The sequence below is a fragment of the Pseudomonas sp. GW821-FHT02B10 genome (assembly GCF_059421865.1).
This window is the reverse complement of the sequence record NZ_JBWKVU010000002.1, coordinates 200,717-216,833: the sequence shown is the minus strand read 5'-3', so window position 1 is coordinate 216,833 and position 16,117 is coordinate 200,717. Positions and strand designations below refer to the sequence as shown.

11 protein-coding genes are annotated in these 16,117 nt (G+C 63.5%); 5 read left to right on the top strand and 6 right to left on the bottom strand.

What is annotated here, in order from left to right; all coding sequences use genetic code 11:
- Window positions 1-196: 196 nt before the first annotated feature.
- On the bottom strand, window positions 197-2,005 hold the full coding sequence (gene oadA, locus AC07VU_RS04810) for a sodium-extruding oxaloacetate decarboxylase subunit alpha (RefSeq protein WP_009041393.1): 1,809 nt from the start codon (window positions 2,003-2,005) through the stop codon (window positions 197-199).
- Between the two features lie 11 nt (window positions 2,006-2,016).
- Window positions 2,017-3,432 carry an acetyl-CoA carboxylase biotin carboxylase subunit gene (locus tag AC07VU_RS04805; protein WP_007927582.1) on the bottom strand — a complete coding sequence of 472 codons (1,416 nt, stop codon included), beginning with the start codon at window positions 3,430-3,432 and terminating at the stop codon, window positions 2,017-2,019.
- Window positions 3,433-3,785: 353 nt separating this feature from the next.
- Here AC07VU_RS04805 and AC07VU_RS04800 point away from each other — a divergent pair, with 353 nt between their 5' ends.
- A complete protein-coding gene (locus AC07VU_RS04800; protein WP_028683627.1) occupies window positions 3,786-4,748 on the top strand; it encodes a LysR family transcriptional regulator in 963 nt (320 codons plus the stop codon).
- Here AC07VU_RS04800 and AC07VU_RS04795 read toward each other — a convergent pair.
- The 3 genes from AC07VU_RS04795 to AC07VU_RS04785 all read right to left on the bottom strand — a co-directional run bounded on the left by AC07VU_RS04795 (window position 4,690) and on the right by AC07VU_RS04785 (window position 9,072).
- Entirely contained in the window at window positions 4,690-4,902 is a 213-nt protein-coding gene (locus AC07VU_RS04795) for a PA3496 family putative envelope integrity protein (RefSeq protein WP_007927592.1), read from the bottom strand. The two genes, AC07VU_RS04800 and AC07VU_RS04795, sit on opposite strands and share 59 nt — an antisense overlap.
- A 201-nt stretch (window positions 4,903-5,103) precedes the next feature.
- Window positions 5,104-5,970 carry a transcriptional regulator HexR gene (gene hexR, locus AC07VU_RS04790; RefSeq protein WP_007927594.1) on the bottom strand — a complete coding sequence of 289 codons (867 nt, stop codon included), beginning with the start codon at window positions 5,968-5,970 and terminating at the stop codon, window positions 5,104-5,106.
- Between the two features lie 237 nt (window positions 5,971-6,207).
- A complete protein-coding gene (locus AC07VU_RS04785; RefSeq protein ID WP_274305046.1) occupies window positions 6,208-9,072 on the bottom strand; it encodes an EAL domain-containing protein in 2,865 nt (954 codons plus the stop codon).
- Between the two features lie 246 nt (window positions 9,073-9,318).
- Between AC07VU_RS04785 and uvrD the strand changes: the two genes are divergently transcribed.
- From uvrD to AC07VU_RS04765, 4 genes are all read left to right on the top strand, one after another.
- Window positions 9,319-11,502, top strand: a complete 2,184-nt coding sequence (uvrD, locus tag AC07VU_RS04780) for a DNA helicase II (protein WP_210689021.1) — start codon at window positions 9,319-9,321, stop codon at window positions 11,500-11,502.
- Between the two features lie 256 nt (window positions 11,503-11,758).
- The gene (locus AC07VU_RS04775; RefSeq protein ID WP_007927597.1) at window positions 11,759-12,637 is read left to right on the top strand and encodes a Tim44 domain-containing protein; all 879 of its coding nucleotides are present in this window, start codon (window positions 11,759-11,761) and stop codon (window positions 12,635-12,637) included.
- 138 nt (window positions 12,638-12,775) lie between these two features.
- Window positions 12,776-13,183 (top strand): SMI1/KNR4 family protein, encoded by a 408-nt coding sequence (locus AC07VU_RS04770; protein ID WP_007927598.1) that lies wholly within the window; start codon window positions 12,776-12,778, stop codon window positions 13,181-13,183.
- Between the two features lie 60 nt (window positions 13,184-13,243).
- Complete coding sequence (locus AC07VU_RS04765) at window positions 13,244-14,095, top strand: alpha/beta hydrolase (protein WP_277589867.1); 852 nt, start codon at window positions 13,244-13,246, stop codon at window positions 14,093-14,095.
- Here AC07VU_RS04765 and AC07VU_RS04760 read toward each other — a convergent pair.
- Complete coding sequence (locus tag AC07VU_RS04760) at window positions 14,092-15,855, bottom strand: cation:proton antiporter (RefSeq protein WP_009041400.1); 1,764 nt, start codon at window positions 15,853-15,855, stop codon at window positions 14,092-14,094. The genes AC07VU_RS04765 and AC07VU_RS04760 overlap by 4 nt on opposite strands.
- Window positions 15,856-16,117 lie beyond the last annotated feature (262 nt).

Below are 16,117 nucleotides of genomic sequence, written 5' to 3'. Positions count from 1 at the left end.
TAATACAGATATATAAAATTCAGAACGAAATAAGTGCATTAAAATACACTTACATGATGTTCGTTCCAGCCTGGAAATATCCCTCAAGCCGCCTGTAGCGGCACGCGCATCGCTCCCCGCCGCCCCGGGCAACAGGCAAAAAAAAGGGAGGCCGTAGCCCCCCCGAGGTAAAACGTTACCGATGAAGGATTGAAATTCAGCCTTCGATCTCGATCAGGATTTCGCCCGGGTTGACCCGGTCGCCCTTGGCCACGTGGATGGCGGTGACCTTGCCGGCGATGGCCGCCTGGACTTCGGTTTCCATCTTCATGGCTTCGGTGATCAGCACCGCCTGGCCGGCCTTGACGGTGTCGCCTTCCTTGACCAGCACGTCGACGATGTTGCCCGGCATGGTGGTGCTGACATGGCCCGGCGCGCTGGCCTGCTTGCGCTTGCTGCTGCCACCGCCGACGAACTCGTTGAGCGGCTCGAACACCACTTCTTCCGGCATGCCGTCGATGGACAAGTAGAAGTGGCGCTTGCCTTCGGCCTTCACGCCGACACCGGTGATGTCGACGCGGTAGGTCTCGCCGTGCACGTCGATGACGAACTCGGTCGGTACGCCTTCGCCGCCGGCCGAGCTCACGCCGCCCGCTTCCGGAATCGGCAGCAGCACTTCCGGCGTCAGGGTGCCGGCTTCGCGTTCTTCGAGGAACTTGCGCCCGATGTCCGGGAACATGGCGTAGGTCAGCACGTCTTCTTCGGATTTGGCCAGGGCGCCGATGTCATTGCGCAGCTTGGTCATCTCCGGTTTCAGCAGGTCGGCCGGGCGCACGTCGATCACCTCTTCGCTGCCGATGGCCTGGCGCCGCAGCTTCTCGTCCACCTCGCCCGGTGCCTTGCCGTAGCCACCTTGCAGGTACAGCTTCACCTCGTTGGTGATGGTCTTGTAGCGCTCGCCGGCCAGTACGTTGAAGAACGCCTGGGTGCCGACGATCTGCGAAGTCGGGGTCACCAGCGGCGGGTAGCCGAGGTCGTGACGCACCCGCGGGATCTCCGCCAGCACTTCGTTCATGCGGTTCAGGGCGCCCTGCTCCTTGAGCTGGTTGGCCAGGTTGGAAATCATCCCGCCCGGCACTTGGTTGACCTGCACCCGGGTGTCGACCGCGGTGAATTCGCTTTCGAACTGGTGGTACTTCTTGCGCACGGCGTAGAAGTACAGGCCGATCTCCTGCAGCAGTTCCAGGTCCAGGCCGGTGTCGAATTCGCTGCCTTTAAGGGCGGCGACCATCGACTCGGTGCCCGGGTGGCTGGTGCCCCAGGCGAAGCTGGAGATCGCGGTGTCGATGTGGTCGGCGCCGTTCTCGATGGCCTTGAGCTGGCACATCGCGGCCAGGCCGGCGGTGTCATGGGAGTGGACGAACACCGGCAGCGATTGCTCGGCCTTCAGCGCCTTGACCAGCTCGCCGGTGGCGTAAGGGGTCAGCAGGCCGGCCATGTCCTTGATCGCCACCGAGTCGCAACCCATGGATTCCATTTGCTTGGCCTGGGCCACGAACGCCTCGATGGTGTGTACCGGGCTGGTGGTGTAGGCAATGGTGCCCTGGGCGTGCTTGCCGGCGGCTTTCACCGCTTCGATGGCCACCCGCAGGTTACGCACGTCGTTCATGGCGTCGAAGATGCGGAACACGTCGATGCCGTTGACCGCCGCCTTGGCGACGAAGGCCTTGACCACGTCGTCGCTGTAATGGCGGTAGCCCAGCAGGTTCTGCCCGCGCAGGAGCATTTGCAGGCGGGTGTTGGGCAGCGCGGCGCGCAGTTTGCGCAGGCGCTCCCACGGGTCTTCCTTGAGGAAGCGCACGCAGGCGTCGAAGGTCGCGCCGCCCCAGACCTCCAGCGACCAGTAGCCGACCTTGTCGAGCTTGTCGCAGATCGGCAGCATGTCTTCGGTGCGCATGCGGGTCGCCAGCAGCGATTGGTGGGCGTCGCGCAGGATGGTGTCGGTAACGAAAATCTTCTTGCTCATTGTTCTTTTCCTCACAGGCCTGCGTGGGCGGCGATGGCGGCGGCGATGGCCAGGGCCAGCTCTTCGGGTTTGCGCTTGATCGAGTAGTTGGTCAGCTCAGGGTGGCTTTCCACAAAACTGGTGTTGAACTGGCCGCTACGGAATTCCGGGTTACGCAGGATTTCCTGGTAATAGGCGGCGGTGGTCTTGACCCCTTGCAGACGCATGTCGTCCAGGGCGCGCAAGCCACGGTCCATCGCCTCCTCCCAGGTCAGGGCCCAGACCACCAGCTTCAGGCACATGGAGTCGTAGAACGGCGGAATGGTGTAGCCGGTGTAGATCGCCGTGTCGGTCCGCACGCCGGGCCCCCCGGGCGCGTAGTAACGGGTGATCTTGCCGAAGCTCGGCAGGAAGTTGTTCTTCGGGTCTTCGGCGTTGATCCGGAACTGCAGGGCGAAACCACGGTGGTGGATGTCTTCCTGCTTCACCGACAGCGGCAGGCCGGAAGCGATGCGGATCTGCTCGCGAACGATGTCGATGCCGGTGATTTCTTCGGTGATGGTGTGTTCCACCTGCACCCGGGTGTTCATCTCCATGAAGTACACCTCGCCGTCGGCGAGCAGGAACTCCACGGTACCGGCGTTCTCGTAGCCCACGGCCTTGGCCGCGCGCACCGACAGGTCGCCGATGTAGGCGCGCTGTTCCGGGGTCAGTTGCGGGCTGGGGGCAATCTCGATCAGCTTCTGGTTGCGGCGCTGGATCGAGCAGTCGCGCTCGAACAGGTGCACCACGTTGCCGAAGCTGTCGCCGAGGATCTGCGCCTCGATGTGCTTGGGATTGACGATGCATTTTTCCAGGAATACTTCGGCGGAACCGAACGCCTTGGTCGCCTCGGAAATCACCCGTGGGAACGCCTGTTCCAGTTCGTCCCGGCTGTTGCAGCGACGAATGCCGCGGCCGCCACCGCCGGAAGTGGCCTTGAGCATCACCGGGTAACCGATGCGGTCGCCTTCGCTCAGGGCTTCATGGATATCGGCGACGTTGCCTTCGGTGCCCGGGGTGACCGGCACGCCTGCCTTGATCATGCTGCGGCGGGCTTCGGTCTTGTCGCCCATGCGGCGAATCACTTCAGCCGATGGGCCGATGAATTTGATCCCACGTTCGGCGCAGATGTCCGCCAGCTCGGCGTTTTCCGAAAGGAAGCCGTAGCCGGGGTGCAGCGCGTCGCAGCCGGTTTCCACGGCCAGGTTCACCAGCTTGCGCGGGTTCAGGTAGCCGGCCAGGGGTTCGGCACCGATGCTGTGGGCTTCATCCGCGCGCTTCACATGCAGGGCATGGCGATCGGCGTCGGAGAAGATCGCGACCGAGCGAATGCCCATCTCGGCGCAGGCACGCACGATTCGTACGGCAATCTCACCACGGTTGGCGATCAGGATCTTTTTTATCACTTGGAGGTACCCTTGAGCCGTTGGAACAAACAACCCGCTGGGTCTGTACGAAAAGTGGCTGCGCGCTGGGCGCCTTCGGCGCTACGCAGGCCATGCTGCGTTAAAAACAGGCTCGGAATGCTCATTTAGGCCCCTAAACTCCGCTTCCTCGCCTGTTTTTGCCTTGCCTGACCTTCGCTCGCCTACTTTTCGTACAGACCCTCGACCGGGTCGGCGCGTGACCAAATGTTTCAAGCCAGTCGCAGGCCCACACTATTCCTGTCGATGAATTAACAAAAATCAATAATTATTGGGTCGCTCATAAGCAAAGACTTATAGTTGATCCGACAGCCCTCGGCGCGAGACCTTAGATAATGCGTAAGTCCTTGATGCGTATGACATTACGCCAATTGCAGATTTTCAATGAGGTCTGCGATCTGCGCTCCTACAGCCGGGCGGCCGACGAAATGTCCCTGACCCAGCCCGCCGTCAGCCTGCAGATTCGCCAGCTGGAAGAGCTGATCGGCCAGCCCCTGTTCGATTACGTCGGCAAGAAGCTCTATATGACCGAGGCCGCCGAGGCGCTGCAACGGGCCAGCCGCGACATCTTCGGGCGCCTGGAAAACCTCGACATGCAACTGTCGGACATGCAGGGCTCCTTGCAGGGCCAGCTGAAACTGGCGGTGGAATCCAGCGCCAAGTACTTCGTGCCGCACCTGTTCGCCGCCTTCAAGCGCCAGCACCCGGAGGTCAACCTGCAACTGACGGTGGTCAATCGGGGCCAGGTGATCCGCCGCCTCTCGGACAACCGCGACGACCTGGTGATCATGTCCATGGTCCCGCAGGACATGGGCCTGGAATTCCTGCCGTTTCTCAATAACCCGATCGTCGCCGTGGCGCCGCCCGACCATCCGCTGTGCCACCTCGGGCCGCTGCGCCTGCAGGACTTGGAGCCCTACAACCTGCTGGTGCGCGAACAGGGTTCGGGCACGCGCCTGGCCTGCGAGGAGTATTTCAAGGAAAAACGCGTGCACTTCACCCAGACCCTGGAAGTGTCGTCGGCCGAAGCGCAGCGCGAGTGTGTGCTGGCGGGTCTGGGCGTGGCGCTGTTGACGCGCCACGCCCTGAACCTTGAGTTGGCAACCGGAGGACTCGTCGAGTTGCCGGTCGAAGAGCTGCCGTTGTATCGCAGCTGGTGCCTGGTGCAGGCAAAGGCAAAACGCCTGTCACCGGTAGCGCATGCGTTCCTGGGGTTTATCCGCAGCGAACGGGTGCAGATCAGCGGGCTTGTTGAACGTTTTGACGGGAAGCTGCCGAGGCTGCCTGCCAGTAATTGACGGCGTCCAGCTCGGGGTAGTCGTTGATTTCCTGCTGCAGACGGCGCAGCTCACAGCGATGTTCGATCGCGCGGCGAAATTCCATGCGGCGCTGGTCTTCCTGTTGACGACGGGTCTTGACTGCGCTGCTGCTCTCTTCGTAAGGCCGGGCCATTTCGAGTCTCCCAATGCGAGTACGGGAGCTTCACGATGACGCCTGCCAATGACGATTTGGCTGCGGGTCGGTTACAGGATGATGAAAGTTGCCCCCACCGCCTGAGGAGCGAGGCTTGCCCGCGAAGGCCCCGCCGCTGGGCTTCTGGCCCACCGCGTCATCGTTCTTCGCGGGCAAGCCTCGCTCCTACGGAAGGCCGGGCTAGTCGTCCAGGGCTTTTACCGACTTGGGCGACAGGCGCAGGCTGCGAAGGCTGCGCTTGACGCTCTTGAGGTGGTTGACCAGGCTCGGGCCGCGGGCCATGGCCACGCCCATCGCCAGCACGTCGATCACCACCAGGTGGGCGATGCGCGAGGTCAGCGGGGTGTAGATTTCGGTGTCTTCGTGCACGTCGATCGCCAGGTTGACCGTCGACAGCTCGGCCAGCGGCGTCTGGCTCGGGCACAGGGTAATCAGCGAGGCGCCGCTTTCACGCACCAGGTTGGCGGTGATCAGCAGGTCCTTGGAACGCCCGGACTGGGAAATGCAGATCGCCACGTCGGTGGGCTTGAGGGTCACCGCCGACATCGCCTGCATATGCGGGTCGGAATAGGCCGCCGCGGTCAGCAGCAAACGGAAGAACTTGTGCTGGGCATCCGCCGCCACCGCGCCGGAAGCGCCGAAGCCGTAGAACTCCACGCGCTGGGCCTGGGACATGAGGGTCACAGCCCGTTGCAGCTCCACCGGATCGAGCTTCTCGCGAACCTCCATCAGCGTGTGCAGGGTGGTGTCGAAGATTTTCAGGCTGTAGTCGGCGACCGAATCGTCTTCGTGAATCGCGAACTGGCCGAAGCTCGCCCCGGCGGCCAGGCTCTGGGCCAGCTTGAGCTTCAGGTCCTGGAACCCCGAGCAACCGATGGCGCGGCAGAAGCGCACGATGGTCGGCTCGCTGATACCCACGCTGTGGGCCAGGTCGGCCATGGAACTGTGCATCACAGCCGCAGGGTCGAGCAGCACATGATCGGCGACCTTGAGCTCCGACTTGCGCAAGAGATGGCGTGATTGGGCAATGTGCTGCAACAGATTCAAAGGGCTGGACTCATTGTTATGGGGCAGACGCCCAAGGATGTAGCAATTTTGTAGTTATACTACATGAATTCGCTTTTTGCCTGCTCAATGCGTAACTGAATCACCTTTGCGCCCCACTGTTTTAGCCTCGCCTGCTCTTTGTAGCTGCTGGAGCCGGGCAGCCGGTATTCGTAAAAACTTCAGATATTCCTGGCCTTTTGCGGCCGCTGCGCAGCCGATCGCAGCCTGCGGCAGCGGCTACAGGGTCTCGGCCCGCAACAGCGCCGCAAGCCCCTCGGCTTCCACCGGCCGGCTGATCAGGTAGCCCTGCACCTCATCGCATTTCTGCTCCTTGAGAAATGCCAGCTGCTCCGGACGCTCCACCCCTTCGGCCACCACCTTCAGCGACAGCCCATGGGCCATGGCGATGATCGCCCGGGTGATCGCCGCGTCGGCGCTGCCTTCGCTCAGGCCGCGGATGAATGCCTGGTCGATCTTCACGTAGTCCACCGGAATCCGCTTGAGGTAGCTCAGCGAGGAATAACCGGTGCCGAAGTCGTCGATGGCCAGCTTCACCCCCAGGTCACGCAGCTGCTGGAAGGTGGAAACGATGTGTTCGACGCTGTCGAGCAGATGGCTTTCGGTCAGCTCCAGCTCGAGGAAATGCGGCGCCAGCCCGGTCTCTTCCAGCACGCTGCGCACCTGGCTGACCAGCTTGCCCTGGCGCAGTTGATGCACCGACAGGTTCACCGAAACCCGAATCGCCGGCAGCCCCTGGCGCTGCCACTCGCAGGCTTGCCAGCAGGCCTGGCGCAAGACGAATTCGCCGATCGGGCCGATCAGCCCGATCTCTTCCGCCAGGCCGATAAAGTCCCCCGGCGGCACCCGCCCCAGGTCGGGATGGTCCCAGCGCACCAGGGCTTCGGCGGCGTTCATGCGGCCGGTGGCGAGGCACAGTTTCGGCTGGTAGAACACCTTCAGTTGGCGCTCCTCGACCGCCTTGCGCAGCTGGTTCTCCAGTTGCAGGCGCTCCAGGGTGCTGGCTTGCAGGCTGGCGGTATAGAACTGGAAGTTGTTGCCGCCCAGGTGCTTGGCGTGTTGCATGGCGATGTTCGACTGGCTGATCAGCGCCGGAATTTCCCGCGCGCTGTCAGGCAACATGCTGATGCCCATGGAAGCGCTGACCACCAGCTCATGGCCTTCCACGGTGATCGGCAGGCGCAGCTTCGCCGACAAGCGGGTGGCCACCCGGGTCAGGCTCGACAGGCTGCCGTAGGCATCGAACAGCACCGCGAACTCATCGCCGGACAGGCGGGCAATGGTGTCTGCTTCCGGCAGTGCGTTGACCAGTCGCCGCGCCATTTTCTGCAACAGCTGGTCGGCGATGTCGTGGCCCAGGCTGTCGTTGAGCAGCTTGAAACGGTCCAGGTTGATATGCACCAGGGCCAGGCTGCGGCCGCCCTGGCGCATCCGTTGATGGGCTTCGCGCAAGCGTTCGCGAAACAGCGAACGGTTGGCCAGGCCGGTGAGCTCGTCGTAATGGGTCAGGTAGCGCATGCGCTCTTCGGATTCGCGCCGCGCCGACAGATCGGCGAAGAAGCCCACAATATGGCTGACCTTTCCCCGCGTATCGCGCACCACGTTCAATTGCAGCCACTGCGGGTACAGCTCGCCGTTTTTGCGCGCCTCCACCAGTTCGCCCTGCCAGCTGCCGTGCTGTTCGAGGGCTTGATGAATCACCGGAAAGTGCCGCCGTGCGTCGCGGCTGCCCGGCAGGTCGACCATATTGCGCCCGAGCATGTCCTCGATCTGGTAACCGGTAACCCGGCTGAACGCCTGATTGACCGCCAGCAGCACGTAATCGGGGTCGAGGATCACGATGCCCTCGCTGGCCGCCTCGAACACCATCGCCGCCAGGCGGCGCTGCTCTTCCTGTTGCTTGCTGGCGCTGATATCGCGCCGGGTGCCGACCATGCGCAGCACCCGCCCGCCTGGGCCGCGCTCCACGGCGCGCCCACGGTCCTCGATCCAGACCCAGCGGCCATCGGCATGCCGCACGCGATATTCCACCAGGTAATCCTCGGTGCGCCCCTTCAGGTGCTCCACCAGCGCGCGCTTGAGCAGCGGCAGGTCTTCGGGATGCAGCAGCGGCTTGAGGTGGCTGAGCATCGCCCGCACGAACTCCGGCTCCAGGCCGAACAGTTCCTTGATATGGCTGTGATGGACCTCGTCGGTCTGCAGGTTCCAGTCCCACAGCCCCAGCTGGCTGGCCTTGAGGGCCAGGGCCAGGCGTGCCTCGCTCTTGCTCAGGGCCTGGTTGGCCGCGTCCAGCTCGAGGCTGCGCTGGGCCACTCGGCTTTCCAGGCCGACCTGAGCTTCGCGCAATTGCTCTTCGGCGCGGCGACGCTGCTCGACTTCCCGCAACAGCTCGCTGTTGAGCTGCTCGCTGCGGCTCTGCGCCTGTTGCAGATGCTCGATCAGGGCCTGGTTCTGGAAACGCCGCAGCAAGCCCATCTGGATCAGGCGGTTGACCTGCCAGGCCACCACGCTCAGCGACACCAGCAGGATCAACCCCAGCCAGCCCCAGCCGCGCTGCTGCTCGTCGCCGCCCCAGAACAGGTAGCCGATCGCCGGTAGCAAACAGGGCAAGGTAAAGGACAGGAAGGCCGGCAGGCTGACCGCGTAGGCCACGCTGGCCGAGAGGATCGCCGCGCCGATCAGGCCGAAGACCCAGGCCTGCTGCAGGAAATTGTCGGTGGGCATCAGGGCGATGCCGGCGCAGGCCAGGGTCAGGCCGCTGACGGCGGAGCCGAGCAGGAACATGCGGCGCCAGACCGGCTGCGCCTGGCGGCTGGGAATCGCCGAGTCGAACGCCGCCACCTGGATCACCCGCAGGGCGACCAGGGCCAGCAACCAGACCATCCACACGCTGACCAGCCAATAACGCTCGGGGCTCCACAGCAGCCAGGCGCAGACCAGGCCGTTGAGCAGCATGAACAGGGTGGGCAACAGGGAGCCCTGATAAAGCAGGCGCGTGCGCTCTACCGCCATCTCCATGGCGTATTGCTTGCGAACAACCCGAGGCTCCACGAAGGGTCCGGACGGGCCAGTGCTGAGTGTCATAGGCAGTGTTCTTATAATGATTGAGCCCGAAACGTCGCCGGAGCATACACAAGCAACCGCCCGGACCAAACTGCCTGGAATCATAAAATCGGCAAATCCGCGCGAGCGCCGATCCCTGCGAAATTCCTCCAGCCAAGCCCGGCCAACGGCTGCAGCCCGTGACCGACCGGTCGTCCCCGGCGTTCTTTTATCGGCTAAACCAAAGCTTGGTTTGCCCGGTGTGCGCCAGCCCCCTAGAATGCCCCGATGCGCGATGATCTCTCCCTTCTGCTGAACTCCCTCAACGATGCCCAACGCCAGGCCGTAGCCGCCTCCTTGGGTCGTCAGTTGGTCCTGGCCGGTGCTGGCTCCGGTAAAACCCGAGTGCTGGTGCACCGTATCGCCTGGTTGATCCAGGTCGAGAACGCCTCGCCCCACTCCATCCTGTCGGTGACCTTCACCAACAAGGCCGCTGCCGAGATGCGCCAGCGCATCGAGCAGTTGATGGGTATCAACCCGGCCGGCATGTGGGTCGGCACCTTCCACGGCCTGGCGCACCGCCTGCTGCGGGCGCACTGGCAAGAGGCCGGCCTGAGCCAGACCTTCCAGATCCTCGACAGCGACGACCAGCAACGCCTGGTCAAGCGGGTGATCCGCGACCTCGGCCTGGACGAGCAGCGCTGGCCGGCCCGGCAGGCCCAGTGGTTCATCAACGGGCAGAAGGACGAAGGCCTGCGTCCGCAACACATTCAAGCCAGCGGCGACCTGTTCCTGGCCACCATGCGCGGCATCTACGAAGCCTACGAGGCCGCCTGCCAGCGCGCCGGGGTCATCGACTTCTCCGAGCTGCTGCTGCGTGCCCTGGACCTGTGGCGCGACCACCCGGGCCTGCTGGCGCACTACCAGAAGCGTTTCCGCCACGTGCTGGTGGACGAATTCCAGGACACCAACGCCGTGCAGTACGCCTGGTTGCGCCTGCTGGCCAAGGGCGGCGACAGCCTGATGGTGGTGGGCGACGACGACCAGTCGATCTACGGCTGGCGCGGGGCGAAGATCGAGAACATTCACCAGTATTCCGAAGACTTCCCGGACACCGAAGTGATCCGCCTGGAGCAGAACTACCGCTCCACCGCCGGCATCCTCAAGGCCGCCAACGCCCTGATCGCCAATAACACCGGGCGCCTGGGCAAGGAGTTGTGGACCGACGGCGGCGAAGGCGAAGCGATCAACCTGTACGCCGCCTTCAACGAACACGATGAAGCGCGCTACGTGGTGGAAACCATCGAAAGCGCCCTGAAGACCGGCCTGGCCCGTAGCGATATCGCCATTCTCTATCGCTCCAACGCCCAGTCGCGGGTGCTGGAAGAAGCGCTGCTGCGCGAGCGCATTCCGTACCGCATCTACGGCGGCCAGCGCTTCTTCGAACGCGCCGAAATCAAGAACGCCATGGCCTACCTGCGCCTGCTCGAAGGTCGCGGCAACGACGCGGCCCTGGAGCGGGTGATCAACGTGCCGACCCGCGGCATTGGCGAAAAGACCGTCGAAGCGATTCGCGAACACGCGCGCCACAGCCATGTGTCGATGTGGGAAGCGATGCGCCAGCTGGTGGCCAATAAAGGCGTGACCGGGCGCGCCGCCGGTGCCCTTGGCGCCTTCATGGAGCTGATCGAGCACCTGGCGCTGAAAACCGCCGAGATGCCGTTGCACCTGATGACCCAGACCGTTATCGAGCAGTCCGGCCTGATCGCCTACCACGAAGCGGAAAAAGGCGAGAAAGGCCAGGCCCGGGTAGAAAACCTCGAGGAACTGGTCAGCGCCGCGCGCAACTTCGAGCACACCGAAGAAGATCAGGAGCTGACGCCGCTGGCGGCCTTCCTCGGCCACGCTTCGCTGGAAGCCGGCGACACCCAGGCCGACGAGCACGAAGACAGCATCCAGCTGATGACCCTGCACAGCGCCAAGGGCCTGGAATTCCCTTACGTGTTCCTGGTGGGCATGGAAGAAGGCCTGTTCCCGCACAAGATGAGCCTGGAAGAGCCCGGCCGCCTTGAAGAGGAACGTCGCCTGGCCTACGTCGGCATCACCCGGGCGATGCAGAACCTGGTGATGACCTACGCCGAAACCCGACGCCTGTATGGGAGCGAGACCTACAACAAGGTGTCGCGTTTCGTACGGGAAGTACCGAAGGGCCTGATCCAGGAAGTGCGCCTGTCCAACAGCGTCAGCCGTCCGTTCGGCGGTGGCCAGTCGCAGAGCACCAGCAGCCTGTTCGGCGGCAGCGAGATCCCGGACACCGGCCTCAGCCTCGGCCAGGCGGTACGCCACTCGGTATTCGGCGACGGTGTGATCCTCAACTTCGAAGGCGCCGGCGCCCAGGCCCGGGTCCAGGTGAACTTCAGCGAAGGCAGCAAGTGGCTGATGCTCGGCTACGCCAAGCTCGAAGCCATCTGACGCCTTGACCTCCTTCGCCATGCCGGGGCGATGCTTCTGAACCAGAAGCATGCCCCGCAGCATGGGGCGAAATCGGGCTGACCGGCCACTGAGCCGTTGCATCCGCCCGACGGACAAACCTGTACAGGGCCCACTTGCCTCGACCCAAGCTGAACCGTGGCTGTCAGGCAAAAGCCCGAAACACTCTGCTGCTAGCCAGTGACACTTCACCTGTGCAACATGGCGCGCGTGCCATCCACAAATGGGAATTCCCTTTATGAAACGTTTTCTTAGCATCGCCATGGCGTTGTGCATCGGCCTGACGATGAGCCTCGACGCCAACGCCAAGCGCTTCGGTGGCGGCAAAAGCGCTGGCGCCGCGCCGACCCACCAGACCAGCCAGATGGCTCCGTCCTCTTCCGGCATGGGTTCCACTGCCGCGACCGCCGGCGCTGCCGGTGCCGCGGGCGCTGCCACCAAGGCCAGCGGCGCCTCGCGCTGGCTCGGCCCATTGGCCGGTATCGCCGCAGGCGGTCTGCTGGCCTCCATGTTCATGGGCGACGGCTTCCAGGGCATGCAGATCTTCGACATCCTGATCATGGCGGTCATCGCCTTCCTGGTCTTCCGCTTTATCGCCGCCCGTCGTCGCAAGCAGCAGGAGCAGTACGCTCCAGCCGGCCACGCACCGATGCAGCGTGAAGCCTTCGAGCCAAAACCTGCCTCCGGTTCGATCTTCGGTGGTTCGGCTGCACCTGCCGCCGCGGCCCGTCCGGTAATCAACGCGCCAGCCTGGTTCAACGAAGAGCGTTTCGTCGAAGCCGCGCGCAACCACTTCCAGTCCCTGCAGCAACACTGGGACGCCAACGAAATGGACAAGATTGCCGAGTTCGTGACCCCGCAGATGCTGCAATTCCTGAAGCAGGAACGTGCCGATCTGGGCGACGGCTTCCAGTCGACCTACATCGACAACCTCAATGTGCAACTGGAAGGCGTCGACGACCGCGCCGACAAGACCATCGCAACCCTGACCTTCACCGGCGTGTCGAAGACCTCGCGTTTCGACCAGGGCGAAGTGTTCAGCGAAAGCTGGAACATGGAGCGCGCCCAGGGCGAAAATCAGCCTTGGCTGGTTGCAGGTATCCGCCAGAACGGCTGATTCTCTCCAGTGTCACATCGGTAATCGCAAAACCCCGGCTCAGGTCGGGGTTTTGCATTTCACGATTGCACTTATAGCGAGCTACTGTATAAACCGCCGTCTATTAAACCGCGCCATAGAGCTAAGAGGACCCAGGCCGTGGAAGAAGTCATCGAGCAACTCCGTGAAGCAAACGAACCGGTACCCGTTCCCCTGGAACTGCCGGATGAAGACCTGCTGGTGGAAATCGAAGAACAGCTGTTCATCAATATCCCGTTCGTCTTCAAAGAGTTCCTGTTGACCGTGAGCGATGTCGTCTACGGCAGCCTGGAGCCGGTCACCGTGACCGACCCGCAATCCCACACCTACCTGCCGGAAGTGGCCGCCACCGCCTGGGACATGGGCGTGCCGCGCGAACTGATCCCGATCTGCCAGGACGGTGACGACTACTACTGCGTCGAGGAAGACGGCACCGTGGTGCTGTGGTCCGGCGAAGAAGAGCTGATCACCGAAGAATCCTGGGAATCGGTGTGGCACTGGGCGCGGGACGTCTGGCTGGAAAGCTGATCGGCCTTGCGCGGTTTCGCCCCGCGGGCGCAGGCGCATGGATCGACTGCCACCCGTTGCATGACGTTCACAAGCGGTCGCGCCACCCCGTTGATCGCCGCATTGACACTACTCGCCAGCAGCCTGCTGGCGGGTTGTCAGTCGCCCATGGCTCAGTTGCAAAACCTGAGCACGCAGTACGCCCATCAGGTCGAAGTCCTGCCCACTTCACCCTTCCCGCTCGCCAGCAGCCTGCCCCTGCACTTACCCAAACAACCCCGCCTGCGCGTCTACCTTGAAGGCGATGGCCATGCCTGGGCGACAGCCCGCCAACCCAGCCTCGACCCCAGTCCGCAGCACCTGCTGATGGTACAACTGGCGCTGAGCGATCCCCGTCCCAGCGTCTATCTGGCCCGCCCCTGCCAATTCGTCAGCGCGGCCGACTGCACGGCGGCCATCTGGACCGACCAGCGCTTTTCCCCAGCGGTACTGCGCAGCCTCGACCAGGCCCTCAACCGCCTCAAGCGGCGTTATGGCAATCAGGATTTCGAGCTGATCGGCTATTCCGGTGGCGCGGCACTGGCCCTGTTGCTGGCCGCGCGGCGAGACGATATTGCCCAGGTGCAAACCCTGGCTGGCAACCTGAGCCCTCGGCTATGGGTCAGTGCGCTGGGGCTGAGCCCGTTGCACGGCTCCCTCGAGCCACTGGACCAGGCACCCAAGCTGGCCCTGGTGGCGCAACGGCATTTGCTCGGCCAGGCCGACCGCAGCGTGCCTGCCAGCCTCTACCCCGCCTATCGGCAGGCACTGGGGACGCAAGCCTTCTGCGTACAATCCGTCAGCCTGCCCGGGGTCACCCACGACCAGGGCTGGGTCGAAGCCTGGCGACGCTGGCGTGACCGACCGCTGAGTTGTGTATCACCGGGCAATTAGTGCCCATTGTCTTCCTTGTGGTTATCCAGGGTATCCAGCAAGGCCACCTGCATGCGGGTGTGCACGCGGATGAACCAGCGCCACAGCAGCGCGGCCACCGCCGCCGTCACCACCGCGATCAGTACCAGCAGCTCGGTGGTCGGCAGGATGCTCGAAGACAGCGCCGCCAGCAGCAGGAAGATCACCAACAGCGACAGCACCGGAATCACCTCGGCGATCACCCGGCGCACGCGCTGGGTGTGACGCCCGGCCATTTCCGGCTTCACCCCCATCTCCGCCAGCAGCATCGACAGGGCCTTGAGCTTGCGATAGGCGGCGATCAGGAACGGTAGAGACAGCAGCAGCGCCCCGCCCCAGATCAGCGCCTTCTGCCAGCTCGGATCACTGATCCAGTCCTGCAGGTATTCGCCGATGCGCGCGGCGAAATAACCGCCGGAGAAGAAGATCGCCACCACCAGCGCCAGATTGACCCCGACCTGCAACAAGATCCGCCGGATCATCGACGCCAGCAGCGCCCCCTCGCCATGGGGCTGGATACTGCGCAACCATTCGCCGTACATGCCCAGCACCCGGCTCAGGCGGGTCGGCATCACGGCGGCGAGCTTCAGCGACAGCGGGTCGGCGGCGCGGATCAGATAAGGTGTGAGCAAGGTGGTAATGGCCGATACGGCGACCGCCACCGGGTAGAGAAAGTCGCTGGTGACCTGCAGGGTCATGCCCAGCGCCGCGATGATGAAGGAGAACTCGCCGATCTGCGACAGGCCCATGCCGACCCGTAGCGAGGTGCGGCCATCGTTGCCGGCGATAAAGGCGCCCAGGCCGCAGGACAGCATCTTGCCCAGCACCACCGCGACGGTGATCACCGCGATCGGCCAGGCGTATTGCAGGAGGATCTGCGGGTCGATCATCAGGCCGATGGCGACGAAGAAGATGGCGCTGAACATGTCGCGTACCGGCTCGATCAGGCGCTCGATCTTCAGCAATTGCCGCGACTCGGCCATGATCGCGCCGATCAGGAAGGCGCCGAGCACCATGCTGTACTCCAGCTTGACCACCAGCAGGCAGAAGCCGAAGCACAGCCCCAGCACGGTAATCAGCAGCATCTCGTTGCTTTCGAACCTGGCCACGTAGGCCAGCAGCCGCGGGACCAGCAGGATGCCGATGACCAGGGCGACGATCATGAACAGCGAGAGTTTGCCGACGGTGGAGAACACTTCCCCGGAACTGACAGTGCCGCTGACCGCGATGCTCGAGAGCAAGGCGATGATGCCGATGCCGAGGATGTCTTCGACGATCAGCACGCCGAAGATCAGCTGGGCGAAGCGCTGGTTCTTCATCTTCAGGTCGTTGAGCGCCTTGACGATGATGGTGGTCGAGGAAATCGCCAGGATCGCGCCGAGGAACAGCGAGTCCATGGTGTTCCAGCCGAACCAGCGGCCGATCTCGTAGCCGATCCAGATCATCAGCACGATTTCCATGAACGCCGCGATAAAGGCCGTGGCGCCGACCTTGAACAGCTTGCGCAGGCTGAACTCCAGGCCCAGGCAGAACATCAGGAAAATCACCCCCAGCTCGGCCAGGGTCTTGATCGTGTCTTCGTCGTGGATCAGGCCGAACGGCGGGGTGTGCGGGCCGATGATGAAGCCGGCGACGATATAGCCGAGGACCACCGGCTGCTTGAGCCGGTGGAAGAGAATGGTCACCACGCCTGCGACCAGCATGATCACTGCCAGGTCCTGAATAAAGCTGATGGCATGCATGGCGTGGGGCTCCTTGGGGTCGTGTTCTTGCGGGCGGCGCGGGGGCGTTGCGCAGCCTGCCGGCCAGCGGGAAAAGCCCTTGGGACGGGCTTTTGAAGGTTAACATCGCGACTTGTGCCAGAAAGGCGGTGCAATATATGGAAACAGATAGATCGCCGCGTGACGGCGATCGCGGGCGCAGCGTCCCGTTATCGATGGTTTGAAACGCTGACCAAGCACCCGCAGAGGTGCGCCCCGCAACCCCTGCCTTAACCCGTGAGTG

What these genes read in the sequence shown, in the direction of transcription:
- AC07VU_RS04760 (WP_009041400.1), bottom strand. Translation starts at nt 15,855, where the DNA reads ATGCATGCCATCAGCTTTATTCAGGACCTGGCAGTGATCATGCTGGTC.
- AC07VU_RS04775 (WP_007927597.1), top strand. Translation starts at nt 11,759, where the DNA reads ATGAAACGTTTTCTTAGCATCGCCATGGCGTTGTGCATCGGCCTGACG.
- AC07VU_RS04800 (WP_028683627.1), top strand. Translation starts at nt 3,786, where the DNA reads ATGCGTAAGTCCTTGATGCGTATGACATTACGCCAATTGCAGATTTTC.
- uvrD (WP_210689021.1), top strand. Translation starts at nt 9,319, where the DNA reads ATGCGCGATGATCTCTCCCTTCTGCTGAACTCCCTCAACGATGCCCAA.
- AC07VU_RS04765 (WP_277589867.1), top strand. Translation starts at nt 13,244, where the DNA reads ATGACGTTCACAAGCGGTCGCGCCACCCCGTTGATCGCCGCATTGACA.
- oadA (WP_009041393.1), bottom strand. Translation starts at nt 2,005, where the DNA reads ATGAGCAAGAAGATTTTCGTTACCGACACCATCCTGCGCGACGCCCAC.
- AC07VU_RS04785 (WP_274305046.1), bottom strand. Translation starts at nt 9,072, where the DNA reads ATGACACTCAGCACTGGCCCGTCCGGACCCTTCGTGGAGCCTCGGGTT.
- AC07VU_RS04795 (WP_007927592.1), bottom strand. Translation starts at nt 4,902, where the DNA reads ATGGCCCGGCCTTACGAAGAGAGCAGCAGCGCAGTCAAGACCCGTCGT.